Here is an 18,484-nt window from a genome sequence, read left to right on the forward strand (position 1 = left end):
AGGAGGGACTGAAAATGGTTCAAACAGGGCGTCCGCATGAAGAATTACTTGCGCAAGATGATAAATACTTATGGCATTCCATGAAACCCTATAATCCCCATTCCACCATCGTAGCTACAAAGGCTGAGGGATCTTGGGTAACAGATGCCGATGGCAAGCGATATTTAGATGCAATGGCTGGTTTATGGTGCGTGAATGTAGGCTATGGCAGAAATGAGCTTGCGGAGGCTGCCTATGAACAACTTAAGGAAATGGCATATTTTCCACTTACTCAAAGCCATATCCCAGCGATTAAGCTTGCTGAAAAATTAAATAAAATGCTCGGGGATGAGTATGTCATCTTTTTCTCGAACAGCGGTTCAGAGGCCAATGAAACAGCCTTCAAGATCGTCCGGCAATATCATCAGCAAAGAGGAGAGTATAATCGTTATAAAATACTCTCCCGCTACCGTGCTTATCACGGGAACTCAATGGGCGCTTTGGCTGCAACAGGTCAGGCGCAAAGAAAGTATAAATACGAACCATTGGCTCCCGGGTTTATACATGTAGCTCCACCTGATTCCTATCGGGACGATCCGAATGTTACCGATCCGAAGGAACTATCATCAGTGAAAGAAATAGATCGGACAATGACGTGGGAACTGAGTGAAACAATAGCTGCGATGATTATGGAACCGATCATTACTGGTGGGGGAATCTTAGTTCCACCTGATGGATACATGAAGGCAGCCAAAGAGGTTTGCGAAAAACATGGTGCTCTCTTAATTGTAGATGAAGTAATCTGTGGATTTGGTCGAACTGGAAAGCCATTTGGCTTTATGAACTACGATGTTAAGCCCGACATTATCACAATGGCTAAAGGTATTACGAGTGCGTACCTGCCGCTATCCGCATCTGCAGTTCGTAAAGAAATATACGAAGCCTTTAAAGGGACGGAAGAATATGATTACTTCCGTCATGTTAACACCTTTGGCGGTAATCCAGCTGCTTGTGCCTTAGCGATAAAAAACCTAGAAATTATGGAAAAAGAAAACCTATTTGACCGCTCGCGTGACCTTGGTAAACAAGTGGTAACTGAATTAACTAATCTTCTTCAAGACCATCCATTTGTAGGGGATGTTCGTGGTAAAGGATTATTGGTTGGGATTGAATTAGTGAAGGATAAGAAGACAAAGGAACCATTAAATGTAGCACTAGTTAATCAAGTAATTGCAAACTGCAAGCAGGAAGGGTTATTGATTGGTAAAAATGGTGCCACTGTTGCGGGGTACAATAATGTATTAACTTTATCACCGCCATTAAATATTAAACAGGAAGATATTACATTTATTATCAAGACTGTTAGTGATTCCATTAAAAAAATCATATAAGCATAAAAAAGTCCTAAGTGTAAAAAACACTTAGGACTCTTTATTCTCCATTATTTAATCACAATGGGAATTCTTCCATTCATGAGGAATGCATCGCTCAAATGGTTCCTATATTCTATCTGACCAAAGGAGCTTAAGGGTCTGCTAGACCTTATCAGCACATCCAACCGCTGGGCAGTTGACATTTCAATCGGCGTTCCGGCAGGTATTGTATATGGTTGATTGTAGCGGCCAAAAGGAGGAACACCGAGCGAACGGCCATCATGCGCAATGACGACTACATCAACAGGAAGGGTAATCTTTATCTTTGTATAGGCTGCACATAATAAACGAACAAGGATGGTCTGATTTCTTCTAGCGTTAATAGAAATCTGCATGCCATCCACACCGCTATTTAATGCAGCAGGAACTGTTAATCCAGGTCGGATAGAAACGGTGCTGCCAATGCGTCCTGGGAAATTTACACCCGTTACCACAAAGTAATCAGGATTGTAATCATGAAAAGAAAAGAAATCATATTTTCCTCTGTCATTATCGTGGAAATCATCATTTATTCCGGGCTCATCGCCCATCTTTGGAAAAGTCTGGTGTGCATGATCAGCCTGTTCACGCCAGACCGAGTCGATATCGTCGATAACCCAAAGGGCTTCTACATCATAAGGAACAGTCATGGCATGTGGGTCACCACTCTCTAATTTACCACCAATAAAACCTGGGAAAATTGGATAATCCGAAAGGTTGGCAGCAGTACGACGTGGATAGCCGCCAACATTTTTACCATCACTAGGGTCATAGGCGTCAGGCGGCTCGACAATTAAAAACCCATATAGTCCGAAGTCAAAATGCTGAATCGTGCTTCGGTGGCAGTGATAAAAATAACTACCGATATGATTAGGCTGCCACTGATATGTGTATTCCCCCAACTCCATGGAGGTGTGTCCAACTCCATCATTCATGGCAGTTGGCTCGATTCCGTGCCAATGGATTGTATGAGCAGGCTGTCCGTGAGCTTCAACATAACTGTGAAAAACTACACCGCGCGGTATCCGTATCGTAGGACCAGGAAATGTTCCTTCAGATGCCTCAGGAACATCAGGATTCCCAATTAGGAAGAATGCAAGCTTCCTGCCGTCCCACATCGGAAGGTCTCTGCCGTGCATAAGGTGGACCCTTTGGTTATTTGGGATACTCATAGTAGCACCTGGTATTGTTGCAGCCACAAATGCGGGTACTGGATTCGTTGGATTTAATAGTTCAGGAGTTGGCGGACTCTCTTGTGGCGGATCGAACGATTTAACCCATTCACCCTCATGCCCAACCACTGACCTACGTGGAATCAGATGTTCAGGTTTCGAAAATGACATAGCATTACTCCTTTGTTTTATTTCTATTATTTTATTTTTTAAAGAGCCAAGTAATGGTTTAATGTTGTCCCTCATGCCCGGCTGCAGGACCAGTCTGATTAGGACCATGATACATTCCAGCACCAGGGAATGTTGTGACTCCACCAGGTGTGTTTCGATCACCGATAAAATCTAATCCACTCATCATACCCATTCCATAGTTTCCACCTTGGGCAGATTGACTGGTCTCTGAGTGATCATGCATCGGGTAACAAATTGGCGATAATTGAACAGAAATATCAACATCCCCAGTTTTAGTTCCAATTTTCGGGAAATGGGTGTTCAACTCCTCTGTTGGCGGCCAGACAGGATGTGGAACAGATCCTTTAATTTCTGGATTAGCGATTGAAATAAGCGGTTTATCAGCAAGACCGATACCACGCTCGTTTGGAACATCAGGCGGTCTAATAAAAGGAACAACCCATTCGATTACATCAAGCGGTTTAACAGTATAGGTGTCTACCCAAAGTAGATTTGTTAGGACAACACCATTTACTCCGGTTACATAGACGTGATTAGCATGAATGTGCAGGGAATGGAGAGACAAACCTGCGTTAAGAATACGAACTACCGCTGGTTCCCCAACCCTATGGTTCGGGGTAATATAAGGATTGTGAGCAGCAAACCATCCTGATTGACCATTAATTGTAAAAAAATCTGGTTTACGATTCAAACCATCTGACCTGAATCGATCTCTTTGATACGCACTGATAAATTGTGCCGCCGGATAATCTCTTCCAGGCGGGTAGTTTCCAACTTCAGCAAATAGACGGGAGCTGACAGCATGGAGGATCCACACATATTGCCTGAATGCTGGTGTATGTGTTGAATCGTCACCTTGTTCCCATGATAATCCTGGGAAGTGCGAGGTCGTTCCAAAATCATCGAAAAGCTGTTGCACGGCAGTCGTAGGAGCGGTATATGGTGTGAATTTGTGCCCTGGAACAGCCTCATTTGGCATGACAACCAATGCACCGTGGAGACCCATAATCCGGTTTACTGGCGCATTTAGATTATCGTAATATAAATAGGTCCCTGCTTTTGAAGCAACAAATTGGATATTCTTTGTCGCTCCAGGTGCAATAGGACCACTATTCACCATCCCTGGTATGAAAAAAGCATGTGGTTCATCTAGTCCATTTGTAATTGAAACCTTTATGAGACTTCCTTCAGTAGTAATAATATGGGGTCCAGGAATTTCTGCAGGAAAATTTGCCTCTTTGTACAGCCAGAAGTAGGATTGTGCATTGTGATTCTCATTATGCGTTACCATGTTTTTTAAAGCATCTGTTATGGTAAAGTTGAGCTCTTGCACCTGTTTGACAGCAAGCAGCTGGTTATTTGAAACCCACGCTGGCATAACACTTCCTACAACTAATGCAGCTAATCCGCCTCCTGCATACTTAACAAAATCTCTCCGTTTCATTTTTACCTCCTTATACAGTCAAGAGAAAAGGTTTTACCAAGCAAATGGCCTATGTATACCCGCTGCAAAATCGAATCTAACTCCAGGGATAACCAGTCCAAAGTCACAAACCGTTCTCAAAAAAAGACCTTAATTTAACCTTTTTAATAGTTTTCAACCCATTGTGGCTGGTACTAAATAACTATTCATTCTTTACACTGAAAATTCCTTTCTTTCCCACTTAACGACAGCATATTATTTATCGAGTATTTCTATTTAAATATGACAAAATACTTGGTTGATAGATTTTTAAAGTGGGAAAAAAGACTCGATTTGATACGATAGTTATCTATTATTAACCTTATATCGAACGAACCTAGGCATATCGAACGAACCTAGGCGCAAAGAATAAATTTGATGTCGAAATTATTCATTGAATAACAGTTTTAAGCTAAAGGAGAATTAGATTTATTTTTATTCATAAATCATGCTATAGTAAATTGACCATTTAGGATTCTATTCTAAAAAAGCTTTTTTTATTTAAAGGATGAAAACAATGACCAAGACAGTTTTGTATATCAAAGAGTGGCAGCAGGCACTCCAAAATGAAATCATTTACCTAAAAAAATATGGCAGCAACAAATATAGAGTGACAAATGGCAGGCAGCTGTCCAATGATGGCTTGTTTACCTATTATTTTGACACTGCCTTTTCATTAAAAATACCAGTTGGATCTTCCATCACGATTGTATGGGGTGGAGTAAAACAGGGGGGACGGACACTTTCTTCTGAGGGGAAGGGAATCATTGTTCAATTAGAGCAATCGTTAGGCGATTTAATCCCTGAAGCCTATATTTATCACGATCCTTGGGAACTGCTTGAACAACTCATCGAACGGTTAGATGAAATGAACAAAAGTAAGCAAAAAAGAGTAAGAGTGAATCGATTAATGAACCCTTCCATGCCAGCGAAGCATCCCGAAGAAAAGATTAAGAGCAATGTCCATGAGTTAGTTTTACGCTCAAAATACAACCCCGTCACCTTCGTGTGGGGACCGCCTGGAACCGGTAAAACCTATACCCTAGCAAGGGTCGCAGCAAATAAATATTTTCAAGAAAAAACGGTCCTTATTCTTTCACATAGTAATCAAGCGGTGGATGTATTAATAAGTGAAATTTCAGCTTTTATTAAAAAGAAAGACCGCTTTCGAGAAGGGGATGTGCTTCGTTACGGAACGAATACAGGAGTGGCAGAGGATAGCCAAGAAGCGCTTACGACGAGTCAGCTCCTTCAGAAACAGGAACACAGTCTAGTTGAAGATAAAGAGGCATTAATAGAAGAAAGAAAAAACCTAAAACAGGATTTAGCCCGTTCCTTTAGTAAACGAGATTCTAATCAGCTATTGGAGCTTGAGAAAAAGATTGCAAGAGTACTTGAAAAAATAAGACAAAAGGAAGTAGAGCTTGTAAAAGACGCTTTTATTGTCGGGGCCACCCTTGCTAAAGCAGCTAGTGATCCTGCAATTTATGGAAAGGAATACAACGTTGTCATTCTCGATGAAGCAAGTATGGCGTATGTACCACAGGCAGCATTTGCAGCTACACTTGGAAAACGAGTGATCATATGCGGAGATTTTAAACAATTACCGCCCATTTCCTCCTCAAGGGACCCACTCGTAACAAAATGGTTGAAAGAGGATGTTTTTCATCGAGCTGGTGTGGTGGATTGGGTTGAGGCAGGAAAGCTCCATCCACATTTATTTCTATTAAAAAATCAACGCAGGATGCATCCAGACATCTCTGCTTTTACTAATCAATACATTTATCATTCTCTTGTAGGAGATCATGAAAGTGTCTTAAATAGCAGGAACCAAATAGTAGAACAAGCACCTTTTCAAGGGCGTGCGGCAATCCTTTTAGATACAAGCTATATGGGAGCTTTTTGTCTGAATGAAAATACATCAAATTCTAGGTCAAATCTATGGCAGGCTCTGATTTCTTTTCAATTGATTCATGAATCCTACATAGGAGGTGCCCGTTCGATTGGATATGTAGCGCCTTACCGAGCACAAGCCAATCTAATGGATCTTTTACTAGAGGACTTATATGAAAAAGAAAAGTTAACGGCAGATATCGTCTCTGCTACTGTTCACCGCTTTCAAGGCAGTGAGAGAGATGTCATGATCTTTGATACAGTCGATTGCGATCCACAGGAACGTGCGGGGATGCTATTAACTGGAAAAGATAGTGAACGGCTTATTAATGTTGCGATTACGAGAACAAAAGGAAAATTCATTCATGTCTGTAATTTTGCTTTTATTCGTAAGCATGTATACAATCGGAAAACCATTAGACAGCTCGTCGAACATCAAGAGAGACATCAGCAAAGTGTAAAAACGAAAGATATTGGCACCTGGATAAAGCATCAACTTCCTAGATTACAATGGATACATGCACTAAAATTAGAGCAGGTCATTAAGGACCTACAATCTGCCCGTTCTTCGATTGTTATTTCCTTACCTGTAAATATTGAATTATCTGAGCAATGGAAAGTTGCTTTAGTAAACCGTCTTCCATCGGTAAAGTTAACCATTATTTCTGAAAAGTCCTGGCCAGAATTACAGCCAACCTATTGGCAGGAGGAAGGATGGACCTTTCCCTTTGTCATCATCGACCAGCACATTCTGTGGCTCGGATTACCATTAGAAAGAGGAAAAGGGATTCAGCCACCCTATATCGCAGCAAGACTAGATTCGGAAAAGGTGTGCGAAAACTTGGTTGCACAATATTTAACGACTTAAATTATCTAAATAAAATTTTAATTTTCTAAAAACAATCTTGACATTTTGTTCTTTTCTATAGATAATGAATAAAATTACAAATTGTTAATCGTATGGGATTAGTAAACTTGGGAACGTGAAAGAGAGTGAAACCCAAAGGCTGTAAGGTTTCTCACGGGAAAAAGATTGAACCTGCCCCTGCTAGCTGCTTATGCAAACATAAGCCGTTTTTCCTCGTTACGGATTCAAAGTGGATGCTTTTGCATCAATTAAGGTGGTACCGCGGAAACGATTCTTCCGTCCTTTTTATAGGGACAGAAGAGTCGTTTTTTTATTTTTTTAAAGAGAGGTAAGAGTAAGATGAAGAAACAACTCGTCGTTGTAAAAATAGGTAGCAGCTCGCTGACAACTGCTTCAGGAACGATATCTGAAGAGAAAATTCAGGATCATGTCGAGGCACTTGCCCGCTTAAAAGAACAAGGGCATGATGTCATCCTCATTTCATCAGGTGCAGTAGCAGCAGGCTTTGGAGCACTAGGGTACCCGACCCGCCCGAAAACTGTTGCAGGAAAGCAGGCAGCTGCTGCAGTTGGGCAGGGACTATTGATGCAGCATTATATTTTACAATTTAAAGAGTTTGGTATTGTACCAGCCCAAATTTTATTAACGAGAGAGGATTTTTATAGCCTTGAGCGGTTTCACAATCTATACAGTACGATATCTGAGCTGCTTCAAAGGGGAGTTATGCCTATTATCAATGAAAACGATTCTGTGTCGATTGAGGAATTAACCTTTGGTGACAATGATATGCTTTCCGCGCTTGTAAGTGGATTTTTACATGCGAATGCTTTGATTATCTTAACGGATGTAAATGGTTTATATAACGGTAATCCAAAAGTAGTAAAGGATGCAAAGAAGGTTGATTTTATCCCAAGGGTTAATGACGAACTCCTTGACGCTGCAGGAGGTAGTGGTTCATCCGTTGGAACAGGGGGGATGAAATCCAAGCTAATGGCAGCGAAAAAAGCTCTTTCCTTCGGGGTTAGTGTCTTTGTCGGGACGGGTCAAGGAAAGGAAAAGCTCTCCAATATTTTAGAGGGTAAAGGGGACGGAACCTATATTGGAGGATCTTTCCAAACTCAAATGCAAAAGAAAAAGCAATGGATTGCTTTTCATTCTCACACAGCTGGCATAGTGGAAATTGATGAAGGAGCCGAAGCCGCAATTGTTACAAACGGGAAAAGTCTACTGCCTGTTGGTGTAACGAACGTTATCGGTGATTTTAATGCAATGGATGTTGTTGAGGTTCACAATCAAAAAGGTGAATTGATTGGTAAAGGACAAATCTATTATTCTGCAAAAAATCTACAAATGGTAAAAGGGTTGCCTGGTGAGAAAACGAGAAATTTTTCAATCAATAAAAGAGCAGAAGTGATTCATCGTAATAACTGGGTCATTCTGCCGGAGGAGTGAATTTTACTATGAGTGAATTACTTGAAAAAGCTATAAAACTAAGGTCAGCATCCAAGGCGCTTGCTATTCTCTCAACAGAAGAGAAAAATAAAGCCTTAGCGAAGATGGCTGACAGATTATTAAGTGAGAAGGAATTGATTCTAACAGAAAACGCTAAGGATATTCGAACAGGAGAGGAAAAAGGATTTACCCCTTCTTTGTTGGACCGGTTATTGCTTACAGAGGAAAGGATTGAACAGATTGTGGAAGGGATTCGCCAATTAATCAATCTCGAAGATCCAATCGGTGAAACCATTGAAGCATGGGAGCGCCCAAATGGTCTACAGATTCATACTGTTCGCGTTCCGCTTGGTGTCATTGGAATGGTATATGAGGCTCGTCCGAATGTAACCGTGGATGCGGGAAGCCTATGTTTAAAAGCGGGTAATGCTGTTCTGTTAAGAGGCAGTACCTCAGCCCTTCATTCCAACAAAGCACTTGTGCAGGTAATGCGTGATGGTCTAGCTGAAAGTAAGATACCAGCAGATGCAGTTCAGTTGCTCGAGGATACGAGCAGGGAAACGGCTTCACAAATGTTTAAGCTGAATCAATATCTCGATGTCCTGATTCCCCGTGGAGGTGCAGGTTTGATTCAATCCGTAATTGAAAATGCGACCGTACCTGTGCTTGAAACGGGTGTTGGGAATTGTCATTTATTCATTGATGAAACCGCACAAAAACAAATGGCCATTGATATTACTTTTAATGCAAAAATGCACCGTCCTTCTGTTTGTAATGCAGCGGAAACCTTGCTTCTTAATGAAAATTGGCCATATATATCTGAGATACTTCATTCTTTAAAGGAAAAAGGCGTGGAGCTTAGAGGTGATGAAGAGCTGGCGAACCATTATCCATTTGTAAAAAAAGCGACTGAAGAGGATTGGAAGGTGGAATTCTTAGCGCCGATTTTAGCAGTGAAATTGGTAAAGAATGTGAAGGATGCCATCCAACATATCGACGTATACGGTACAAAGCATTCGGAAGCAATCATCAGTGAAAATGATGAAAATGTACGGTTATTCTTCCAGGCTGTGGATGCCGCAGTTGTCTATCATAATGCATCCACCCGTTTTACCGACGGGGAACAATTTGGTTATGGGGCTGAAATTGGGATTAGTACACAAAAACTGCATGCACGCGGACCAATGGGGCTTAGGGCAATCACTACTTCGAAGGCAATTGTCAAGGGTACAGGACAAATTCGTTCATAATAAGTAATAGAGAACAAGTGTTATTCTTGTTCTCTATTTTTTTTATGAAATGGGCATTTTGATAATGTTGAATCATCATCCCGCAGGAAATATTGTTTCCACTCATAGTTATCGTTTTTTCCATACGTATTTAAATCCGGATTAATGGTAATAGAATCATAATTGACTAATCGTTCTCGTATCTTGGTTTTTATTTTTTCGGCATGTAAGGGGGAAGATGTGAATTTTTCTAATACCCATCTAGGGGTAATTGCCAGCATAAAATAGGGAAAATGACGACTATTCCGTTTGATGTGAGAAGGAGTCGCACAGTACATAAAGTATTGTTCACCATGAAAGCAATATTCCCACATTGGCAGTGTTGGATCGGTTGGAATATTACTAGGCCATTCCACTTCATCCAATTTGCTGAGCTGATTCAGTTGTTTCCAGAACACCTGTTCGTATTGTTCTACAGATGAATTGTTGCCTTTTTCTGGTGAAGGTTCAAAAAAAATGATAAGTGATGTATAGGTACCAATTGATTTGTAAATGTTCGAGTAATCCTTTAGCAAGCTTGCCAATTCATTGCAAGCAATAGGATTTTCCGGATTAGTTACAAATCCAAAGCAAAACCGGTTCAATTGATATCCCATTGTCGCTGGAATACATGGAAACGGCTTTTCTTTATCCTTCATTCTCTCATCGAATTTATTTAAGGCATCTTTTTGCCATACTTCAAGCTCCATTTGATGAATATTTTCCTTTGTAACTAGATACATAAATCCGTTCTCCTCTCGATAATAGATTATGCGAGAGTAGATTTTCGAGTGAGTGTCCCAAAATGGTTGGGTTTCTGTTATAATCAAGAATACAAACATATATTCTTATTTTGGAGCAGGTGATATTCTTGTCAAATACCATTCAAATAGCGGTTAGAACGCTTGTGGAACATGTTTATAGCAGTGGAAGTATTGATTCCAGGTTCAGGTCGCAGTCTACGATGTTAGATGGAACCAGAATTCACCAAAAAATCCAACATACATATCAAGAATCTGACCAAAAGGAAGTCTATCTTCGAGCTGAAATCCCTTTTAAAGACCTCCTATTTACGATCGATGGCAGATGTGATGGACTATTGTGTCGAGATGGGGAGGTTACGATTGATGAAATAAAATCTACCTCCCAGCCGTTAGAAAACCTTGGACAAGAGGGTATTCCTGTTCATTGGGCACAAGCAATAATGTACGCTTATATATATGCCAAGGATCATCAGTTGCAAGAAATCTTTGTACAGCTTACCTATGTGCAGGTTGAAAGTGATGAGAAGAGATATTTAAAAAAGTGTTTTACATTTGAGGAACTAGAGGTTTTTGTTCACGAGGTAGTAGAGAATTATTATCCTTATGCTAAATTACTACATGATCATCGGAAAGAGCGGAATGAAAGTAGTAAACAATTGGTTTTCCCTTTTGAATCGTACCGTGCTGGACAAAGGAAACTAGCTGGTGGTGTTTATAAAACGATATCAGAAGAAAAGAGTTTGTTTGTAAAAGCACCGACTGGGATTGGTAAGACGATTTCAACCTTTTTTCCTGCTGTCAAAGCAATGGGAGAAGGGTACCTAAACCGTATATTTTATCTTACTGCCAAGACGATTACTCGGACGACTGCAGAAGAGGCTGTCGGACGAATGCGATCCTGCGGACTTTTTATGAAATCTGTTACAATTACAGCCAAAGACAAGGTTTGTTTTAAGGATGAAACAAAATGTCAGAAGGATTATTGTGAGTTTGCGGATGGTTATTATGATCGAATAAATGAAGCGATTTTAGATATCGTATCCAATGAAAGTTGTATGAACCGTGAGGTAATCGAAAACTACTCTCGAAAACATACCATTTGTCCTTTTGAATTCTCCATTGATCTTACTTACGTCGCTGACGCTGTCATATGTGATTACAATTATATTTTTGACCCACGCGTATCGTTAAAGCGTCTGTTCGAAGAGCAGAAGAAGTCCACACTTTTACTAGTTGATGAAGCCCATAATCTTGTTGACCGGGGAAGAGAAATGTTCTCTGCCTCGTTAAACAAAGATCTATTTCTTCAATTGAAAAAGGAGTTTAAAGCCTTCAATAAAGTGATTTATGACAGTGCTAATAAAATTAATTCCTGGTTTATCTCAATGAAAAAGAATAATGGTGAGCAGAATGAATTTACCTTAGAGCAGCTAGACGAAGAATTGATAGTGTGGTTAAACCAATTTATTGAAGGTGCCGAAACTTTTCTACAAAAAGAAACCTCTCCAAACCTTCTGGAGCTGTACTTCAAGGTGAATGCCTTTCTGAAAATAGTTGATTTACTTGACAATCACTATATAATCTATGTGGAAAAAAATAAGAATGATGTAACATTAAAGCTATTTTGCATTGACCCATCCAAACTGCTGCAGAAAATGGGTAAAGGCTATCGCTCGAAAGTCTTTTTTTCCGCCACGCTTTCACCACTTTCTTATTATCAGGATATTCTTGGAGGGAAAGAGGAGGATTATGTACTTTCGATTCCATCACCATTTAAAGAAGAACAGACTGATATTTTTATAAAACCATTATCAACTAGATATCGTGACCGGGAGAGAACGAAGGAGCCAATAGCATCCATGATTTATTCCTTAATACAAAATCGGCCAGGTAATTATTTAGTCTTTTTTCCATCCTATCAATATTTACTTGCTATATATGAACAGTTCATAACAGAATTTCCGGGGGCTAAAACCATACTTCAAGGTGCTGGAATGTCCGAGGAGGAAAGAGAAGCATTTTTGGAGGAGTTCAAACCCAATCAAACAGAGACACTGATTGGTTTTGCCGTTCTGGGCGGGGTCTTTTCAGAGGGTGTTGATTTAAAGGGTGACCGGTTAAATGGTGTGGTGGTGATAGGTGTAGGTCTTCCGCAACTGTGCTTTGAACGGAATCTTATTAAGGACCATTTCAACAATAAGGAAAAAAGCGGTTATGATTATGCCTATGTATTTCCTGGTATGAATAAGGTATTACAGGCTGGTGGAAGGTTAATCCGTTCGGAAGAGGACCATGGGACCATCGTGCTGGTCGACGACCGGTTTTTACAAAGGCGATATCAAGACCTCCTCCCACAAGAGTGGCTAAATTTTACGGTCATTTAGTGATTGATGTTTGCATTAACATCTAATTGCATCGAAGTTTGACTATTTACTCTAAATTAATTAAAATTAGACTATATAATCTAATTTATTGAAAATGAAGGAGTAAAAGATGAACTTTCCTATATCAATTTTTATTCTAGATGTAAGTAACTCTTCTTCCTCGGATATGGGAGAAGAATTGACTAACTACTTAGATGAGCTGGTAAACAGGATTAATGTTTGGACGAAGGATTTCGGGCACTGTAAGGTAAAGCACCGTGCGGGTGATGAAATTATTTTTGTCGGTTATGGATATTCAACTGCCTATATTATTGCTTTTTTTATTAGCCGGGTTTGGAAATATAGTGACCATACTCCTTATTTTGGTTTGTCCTTTGGTGACAGTGACAGAGAGTTAGAAGAAGTGGACATTGAGAAGTGGATTCACCCCTTGATTAAGCAGGCAAGATATGCGAATGATTTAATAAAACATGAGCAAGTAAGACCGATATTTAAATTCGAACTTGATCAATTTTATCAAAATTCTGCACTCTTTCCATATAACCAGTTTCGATATGAGTTAGAGGTATTAATCAATTCGTTATTACGGTTACAGATGACGATGATAAAGGAGCAAACTCCTATCCAGGATCAAGTTTGTACATATTACCTCATTTTGCAGCAGCAAAAAGCAGTAGCCGCACTACTCGGAAAAACTGCACCGACGATCTCAAGTCACTATAAAAAAGGGAAATGCGAAGTAATAATAAATGTTTTTAATGAATTGATTACCATTCTTGATTCGCTACAGGAAAAATCTTATACTGATAATCCTGAAAAAACAACATCAAAAAGTGTATCTTTAATGGAATCAATCAGAAATCATTTAAAAGAAATAATAAATTTATAAAGTAATACCCGTAGAGAGGAGTATACATGCTACTATTAAGTCTAATTCTCGCCCATCTCATTTCGGATTTTTACTTGCAGACAGATGAAATGGTAAAAGATAAAATAAAAAATATTAAGAAACATATCGGACACCATTTTCTCTTAAATGGACTAGTACTGATAGTTTTTTACCTTTTTCATTATAAAGAAATGAGTGTTTATTGGAATCTTATTTTCCCGTTGCTCTTTATTGTGAGCAGCCATTTTTTAATTGATATGCTGAAAATTAAGCTCCTTTACACTATTAAAATTAGTAACGAAGAAAATTTGAAAAATGTTAGTTTATTCCTTATCGATCAGCTCCTGCATCTTGTATGCATTCTGCTTGCTGGACAGTTTTTTTTAGGAATTGATATTGCAGGAATCCATGAATTTTTTCAGTACGAGAAAGAATTGGGCACAGTAAACTCAGTTTTATTCATCCTTATCGTGTTAATTCTCGTAACAAGTGTAAGTGGTCATTTGATAAAGATCCTTTTAGGCTCCTTGCCTAATCAGCTTTTAACCTTTGAAGGGAAATATACGTTTAAAAATGAACGGCAAGAAGCTCAATATGCAAAGAATCACACGGGTAATCGAGCGTTGACAGAGGAATACAACTATACGATTTTTAGTAAACATGACCTCTCCCGTGGGAAATTAATTGGCTATATTGAGAGATTACTAGTTTTAGTGTTAACCTTCTATAGTGCTTATCCAGCGATTGGATTTATCGTGGCTGCTAAGTCAATTGCACGGTTCAAACAAATGGATGATCGGAACTGGGCAGAGTATTTTCTATTGGGTACACTGACATCGATGTTCATAGGAATTACGCTTGGAATACTTTTAAGGGAAGTATTGACTTAAAAATTCTTACTATTTATATAAATTAGCTGCCTAATAGTAGGCAGCTAATTTTTTTTTGAAAATATAGTCACAAAATTGATATTTTATCGTATAATTAAGAAAAGTTGCCCAGAGGAAAAACTTTAACAAAGGGGAAAGATATATGAGTATACCAAAAATAATGAAATTGGTGAATGGCGAAAAGGGAGATTTGATTCAGATTACTTCTTTAAATCTGGACGGTGTGATGAGAAGAAGATTATTAGACTTAGGATTTGTGGCCGGTGCAATTGTAGAAGTGATTAGAAAAAGTCCTTTAGGCGATCCGATTGCCTTTCGGGTTAGTCAGACGACAATTGCCTTACGAAAAGAGGAAAGTTCACAAATTGAAGGGATGTTGATAACAGATGGGGAATAGTTATCGAATTGCCTTGGCGGGAAACCCGAATACAGGAAAGAGTACATTGTTTAATGCCTTAACGGGTTTAAGACAGCATACAGGAAACTGGGCAGGAAAAACTGTATCACTAGCACAAGGAAATGTTCAGTATAAGGATAAAACGTTTAATTTAATTGACCTTCCAGGCACCTATTCATTATTTTCTAATTCAAGTGATGAAGAGGTTGCACGAAATTATATTGTCTTTGAAAAACCAGATGTAACCGTTGTTGTCCTGGATGCGACCTCGTTGGAGCGGAATTTCAATTTAGCTTTACAGGTTTTAGAAATGACAAAAAATGTGATTATTTGCATTAACTTAATTGATGTTGCAGAAAAACAAGGGATTACCATTAATGAACGTATTTTAACTAATCGGTTAGGAGTTCCAGTCATTAAAATATCGGCACGAAACAAAAAAGGGTTTCCAATGCTGCTAGATACGATTGATCGTATCGTGACTGGTGCAATCGAATGTGAACCTGTTCAAATGACCTATTCGGATGATATTGAGAAACAAATAAAGAAAATTGAACCAAAAGTATATGAGCTTGTTGGAAATCAATTGTCCACACGGTGGGTTTCGTTACGATTGCTTGATGGGGATGAAAAATTACTGAATGAAATCAATCAGCGATTTGGACAAAGGAGGCAGCACAATGAGTATTCAACAGTTATATGAGGAAGCGCAACAGCTATCAAGTGCTAAGCTTCGGGATGATATTGTTCAGCAGCTCTATGAACGAAGCCATCACCTTTGTAGTGAAGGAATCAATTATACAAAGTCGAAGAGGGACACAAGGACTGAAAAGCTTGATGCGATTTTCACTTCACCGATTTTTGGATTTCCGATTATGCTTACGATGTTAGGTGTTTTATTTTATTTAACAATTGCGGGTGCCAATATTCCATCATCAATGCTTGCAGAGTTTTTTGGCTCGCTGGAAAACTATTTAACAGCATTTTTTGGATTTCTAAATACACCTGAGTGGGTTCATGGAGTCCTTGTCCTTGGTTTATATCGGGGGACAACTTGGGTGATTAGCGTCATGCTGCCACCCATGGCGATCTTTTTTCCAACCTTTGCTCTATTAGAAAACTATGGTTACCTTCCGCGTGTTGCCTTTAATATGGACCGTTTGTTCAAAAGAGTGGGTGCGCACGGGAAGCAATCATTAACAATGGCAATGGGTTTTGGCTGTAATGCAGCAGCCGTTATTTCTACCAGGATTATTGAATCACCTAGAGAAAGAATGCTTGCTATTTTGACAAACAACTTTGTTCCATGTAATGGCCGCTGGGGAACCTTAATTGTATTAGCCTCGTTATTTATGGCTGCGAATTTTACTGGAGGGTTAAAATCACTCGTCACAACTGGAGTGATTGTCGGGATTGTCATGTTTGGTATTATTGTTACTTTTTTTGTCTCCTGGGTACTTTCGAAAACGGCACTGAAAGGGATTCCGACACATTATACTTTAGAACTGCCGCCATACCGGAAACCAAAGATTTTTGATACTGTGGTTCGCTCGTCGTTAACAAAATCATGGTCTGTATTAATGCGTGCGGTGAAAGTTGCAGCACCGGCAGCGATCTTAACATGGGTGTTTGCGAACATTTATATCGGAGATACAAGTATTTTGATGTATGCAGTTGAGTTTTTAGACCCGTTTGGAAAACTACTCGGTCTCGATGGCTATATCATGATGGCCTTTATTTTAGGCTTGCCTGCGAATGAAATTGTCCTTCCAATTCTGTTAATGGGTTATTTATCGACCGGTTCTTTAACAGAGGTGGATAGCTTGGTGGATTTAAAGCAAATCTTCCTAGATCATGGCTGGACATGGCTGACAGCGCTAAATATGATGTTGTTTTCACTGCTTCATTATCCGTGTGGTACAACGCTTTTGAATATATATAAAGAAACAAAAAGTAAAAAATGGACTTTCCTTGCTTTCCTAATTCCAACAGTCATTGCTATCCTCGTTCCATTAATCATTACTCAAACAGTTAGATTCTTTGGCTGGATGTAAATACTTAAGACACCACTGATTAGTAGAAAAAGTGGTGTCTTTTTGTTGGTTTATATTTTATATGTCATAATAGCATGTAGGAGGAGGGAATGATTATGCGTTTAGAAGGTAAGAAAGTTGTCAGTCTTGTTCATCATGATTTTGAAGATCTTGAGCTATGGTATCCAATACTCAGATTAAAAGAAGAAGGAGCTGTGGTTCACTTAGCGGGTGAGAAGGCAGAGGAAGAGTACATAGGAAAATATGGTGTGCCAGCAAAATCGGATTACTCTTATAGTGATATTAGCGGGGAGAATTACGATGCGATATTGGTTCCAGGTGGTTGGGCACCTGATAAGATTCGCCGCTTTCCTGAAGTCATTTCACTGCTTCAGCATTTCGAAGAAAACAAAAAGCCAATTGGGCAAATTTGTCATGCTGGCTGGGTATTAATTTCTGCAAAAATTTTGCAGGGTAAGAAGGTAACTAGTACACCTGGAATTAAGGATGATATGGAGAATGCAGGAGCAACTTGGTATGATGAACCTGTTGTGGTCGATGGACACCTCGTATCAAGCAGACGCCCGCCAGATCTACCGGATTATTTGCGTGAATTTATTAAAGTAATCGAACAAAAATAAATTATTTTTAAGCATTATCTCTAGCTTTTTTAGAGATACTTATGGAATGAAATGCTTATACTTAAATGAGAGGGTGAATGTAACTTGGCTAATATTGAAGTAGGCGAAGTTTTTACTATTAGTGATGAGACAGAGCAAGAGCAGGAAGTAGAAGTACTGGCTTCCATCAATATAGAAGGTACCAATTATGTAGCTGTAGGTTTTGTAGAAGATATTAAAGAGGAAACTGAAGACGACATTGATATTTTCTTCTTAAAGGTAGACGAAGATGGAGATTTAACTGCTATTGAAAGTGATGAGGAATTTGATAAAGTATCAGCTGCTTTTGATGAAATAATGGATGAGGAAGAGGAATAAGTAAAAAATAGAGCTGGCAGCGGCCAGCTCTATTTTTATTGCCGTATTATAGAATAGTTTCAGGTGGTGCAACACCCATATAAACCCCATTGAAAAATACTGCTGTCCATATAGTTTCATCAGCATTTTTTACTGGAATACCAACCATCATGATATCATGAGTGATATTATAGATAACTTCGACATTTCCTATACCATTCCACTTGAAACCTTCTTCTTTTATTTCTTTTCTAGCATTTTTCAAATCATCTGATTTTAATAGATTAGATACGATTTTATTCTTTTCTGCACCGGTAATTTCCTTAGTCACACAATCGCAGCCGTCTCCTTCGTGTGCCATTGCTACATTCCCTGGACCTCCAAACATTAAGAAAACTATTAAGCTTGTACAAAGTAATGTTAATATCTTTTTCATTCAGTCTCCTCCTTTT

The 18,484-nt window shown here is 39.2% G+C and carries 16 protein-coding genes; 12 read left to right on the forward strand and 4 right to left on the reverse strand.

Annotated features, from left to right (window positions below; genetic code table 11):
• Positions 1 to 14: 14 nt before the first annotated feature.
• Positions 15 to 1,370 carry an aspartate aminotransferase family protein gene (locus TR08_RS21165; RefSeq protein WP_045521681.1) on the forward strand — a complete coding sequence of 452 codons (1,356 nt, stop codon included), beginning with the start codon at positions 15 to 17 and terminating at the stop codon, positions 1,368 to 1,370.
• A 50-nt stretch (positions 1,371 to 1,420) separates the two neighbouring features.
• Here TR08_RS21165 and TR08_RS30455 read toward each other — a convergent pair whose 3' ends face one another.
• Positions 1,421 to 2,734: a multicopper oxidase domain-containing protein gene (locus tag TR08_RS30455; protein ID WP_052427558.1), complete on the reverse strand. Its 1,314-nt coding sequence runs from the start codon at positions 2,732 to 2,734 to the stop codon at positions 1,421 to 1,423.
• Positions 2,735 to 2,792: 58 nt separating this feature from the next.
• Entirely contained in the window at positions 2,793 to 4,199 is a 1,407-nt protein-coding gene (locus TR08_RS21175; protein ID WP_045521683.1) for a multicopper oxidase domain-containing protein, read from the reverse strand.
• A 535-nt stretch (positions 4,200 to 4,734) separates the two neighbouring features.
• On the opposite strand from TR08_RS21175, the gene TR08_RS21180 reads away from it, so the two are divergent.
• The 3 genes from TR08_RS21180 (at position 4,735) to TR08_RS21190 (ending at position 9,680) form a co-directional block, all read left to right on the forward strand.
• Positions 4,735 to 6,978: an AAA domain-containing protein gene (locus TR08_RS21180; protein WP_045521685.1), complete on the forward strand. Its 2,244-nt coding sequence runs from the start codon at positions 4,735 to 4,737 to the stop codon at positions 6,976 to 6,978.
• A gap of 339 nt (positions 6,979 to 7,317) precedes the next feature.
• Positions 7,318 to 8,430 (forward strand): glutamate 5-kinase, encoded by a 1,113-nt coding sequence (gene proB / locus TR08_RS21185; protein ID WP_045521687.1) that lies wholly within the window; start codon positions 7,318 to 7,320, stop codon positions 8,428 to 8,430.
• Positions 8,431 to 8,438: 8 nt separating this feature from the next.
• On the forward strand, positions 8,439 to 9,680 hold the full coding sequence (locus TR08_RS21190) for a glutamate-5-semialdehyde dehydrogenase (RefSeq protein WP_045521689.1): 1,242 nt from the start codon (positions 8,439 to 8,441) through the stop codon (positions 9,678 to 9,680).
• 20 nt (positions 9,681 to 9,700) lie between these two features.
• On the opposite strand, the gene TR08_RS21195 is transcribed toward TR08_RS21190, so the two are convergent.
• The gene (locus tag TR08_RS21195; RefSeq protein WP_045521691.1) at positions 9,701 to 10,441 is read right to left on the reverse strand and encodes a YqcI/YcgG family protein; all 741 of its coding nucleotides are present in this window, start codon (positions 10,439 to 10,441) and stop codon (positions 9,701 to 9,703) included.
• Positions 10,442 to 10,569: 128 nt separating this feature from the next.
• Between TR08_RS21195 and TR08_RS21200 the strand changes: the two genes are divergently transcribed.
• From TR08_RS21200 to TR08_RS21235, 8 genes are all read left to right on the forward strand, one after another.
• Positions 10,570 to 12,846, forward strand: a complete 2,277-nt coding sequence (locus tag TR08_RS21200; protein ID WP_045521693.1) for an ATP-dependent DNA helicase — start codon at positions 10,570 to 10,572, stop codon at positions 12,844 to 12,846.
• Positions 12,847 to 12,955: 109 nt separating this feature from the next.
• Positions 12,956 to 13,735, forward strand: a complete 780-nt coding sequence (locus TR08_RS21205) for a hypothetical protein (protein ID WP_045521694.1) — start codon at positions 12,956 to 12,958, stop codon at positions 13,733 to 13,735.
• A 26-nt stretch (positions 13,736 to 13,761) separates the two neighbouring features.
• On the forward strand, positions 13,762 to 14,625 hold the full coding sequence (locus TR08_RS21210; RefSeq protein ID WP_045521695.1) for a DUF3307 domain-containing protein: 864 nt from the start codon (positions 13,762 to 13,764) through the stop codon (positions 14,623 to 14,625).
• Between the two features lie 142 nt (positions 14,626 to 14,767).
• Complete coding sequence (locus tag TR08_RS21215; RefSeq protein ID WP_045521696.1) at positions 14,768 to 15,022, forward strand: FeoA family protein; 255 nt, start codon at positions 14,768 to 14,770, stop codon at positions 15,020 to 15,022.
• Entirely contained in the window at positions 15,012 to 15,725 is a 714-nt protein-coding gene (locus TR08_RS21220; RefSeq protein WP_045521698.1) for a FeoB small GTPase domain-containing protein, read from the forward strand. Before TR08_RS21215 ends, TR08_RS21220 begins: the two co-directional genes overlap by 11 nt.
• Complete coding sequence (locus TR08_RS21225) at positions 15,703 to 17,076, forward strand: nucleoside recognition domain-containing protein (protein WP_152597481.1); 1,374 nt, start codon at positions 15,703 to 15,705, stop codon at positions 17,074 to 17,076. The genes TR08_RS21220 and TR08_RS21225 overlap by 23 nt, the downstream gene beginning before the upstream one ends.
• Before the next feature lie 95 nt (positions 17,077 to 17,171).
• The gene (locus TR08_RS21230; protein ID WP_045521701.1) at positions 17,172 to 17,696 is read left to right on the forward strand and encodes a type 1 glutamine amidotransferase domain-containing protein; all 525 of its coding nucleotides are present in this window, start codon (positions 17,172 to 17,174) and stop codon (positions 17,694 to 17,696) included.
• Positions 17,697 to 17,780: 84 nt separating this feature from the next.
• Complete coding sequence (locus tag TR08_RS21235) at positions 17,781 to 18,053, forward strand: DUF1292 domain-containing protein (RefSeq protein ID WP_045521703.1); 273 nt, start codon at positions 17,781 to 17,783, stop codon at positions 18,051 to 18,053.
• Positions 18,054 to 18,099: 46 nt separating this feature from the next.
• On the opposite strand, the gene TR08_RS21240 is transcribed toward TR08_RS21235, so the two are convergent.
• Positions 18,100 to 18,468, reverse strand: a complete 369-nt coding sequence (locus TR08_RS21240; RefSeq protein ID WP_045521705.1) for a hypothetical protein — start codon at positions 18,466 to 18,468, stop codon at positions 18,100 to 18,102.
• Positions 18,469 to 18,484 lie beyond the last annotated feature (16 nt).

Source organism: Neobacillus niacini (assembly GCF_000759675.1).
In the GTDB taxonomy this organism is placed as follows: domain Bacteria; phylum Bacillota; class Bacilli; order Bacillales; family Cytobacillaceae; genus Neobacillus; species Neobacillus niacini_A.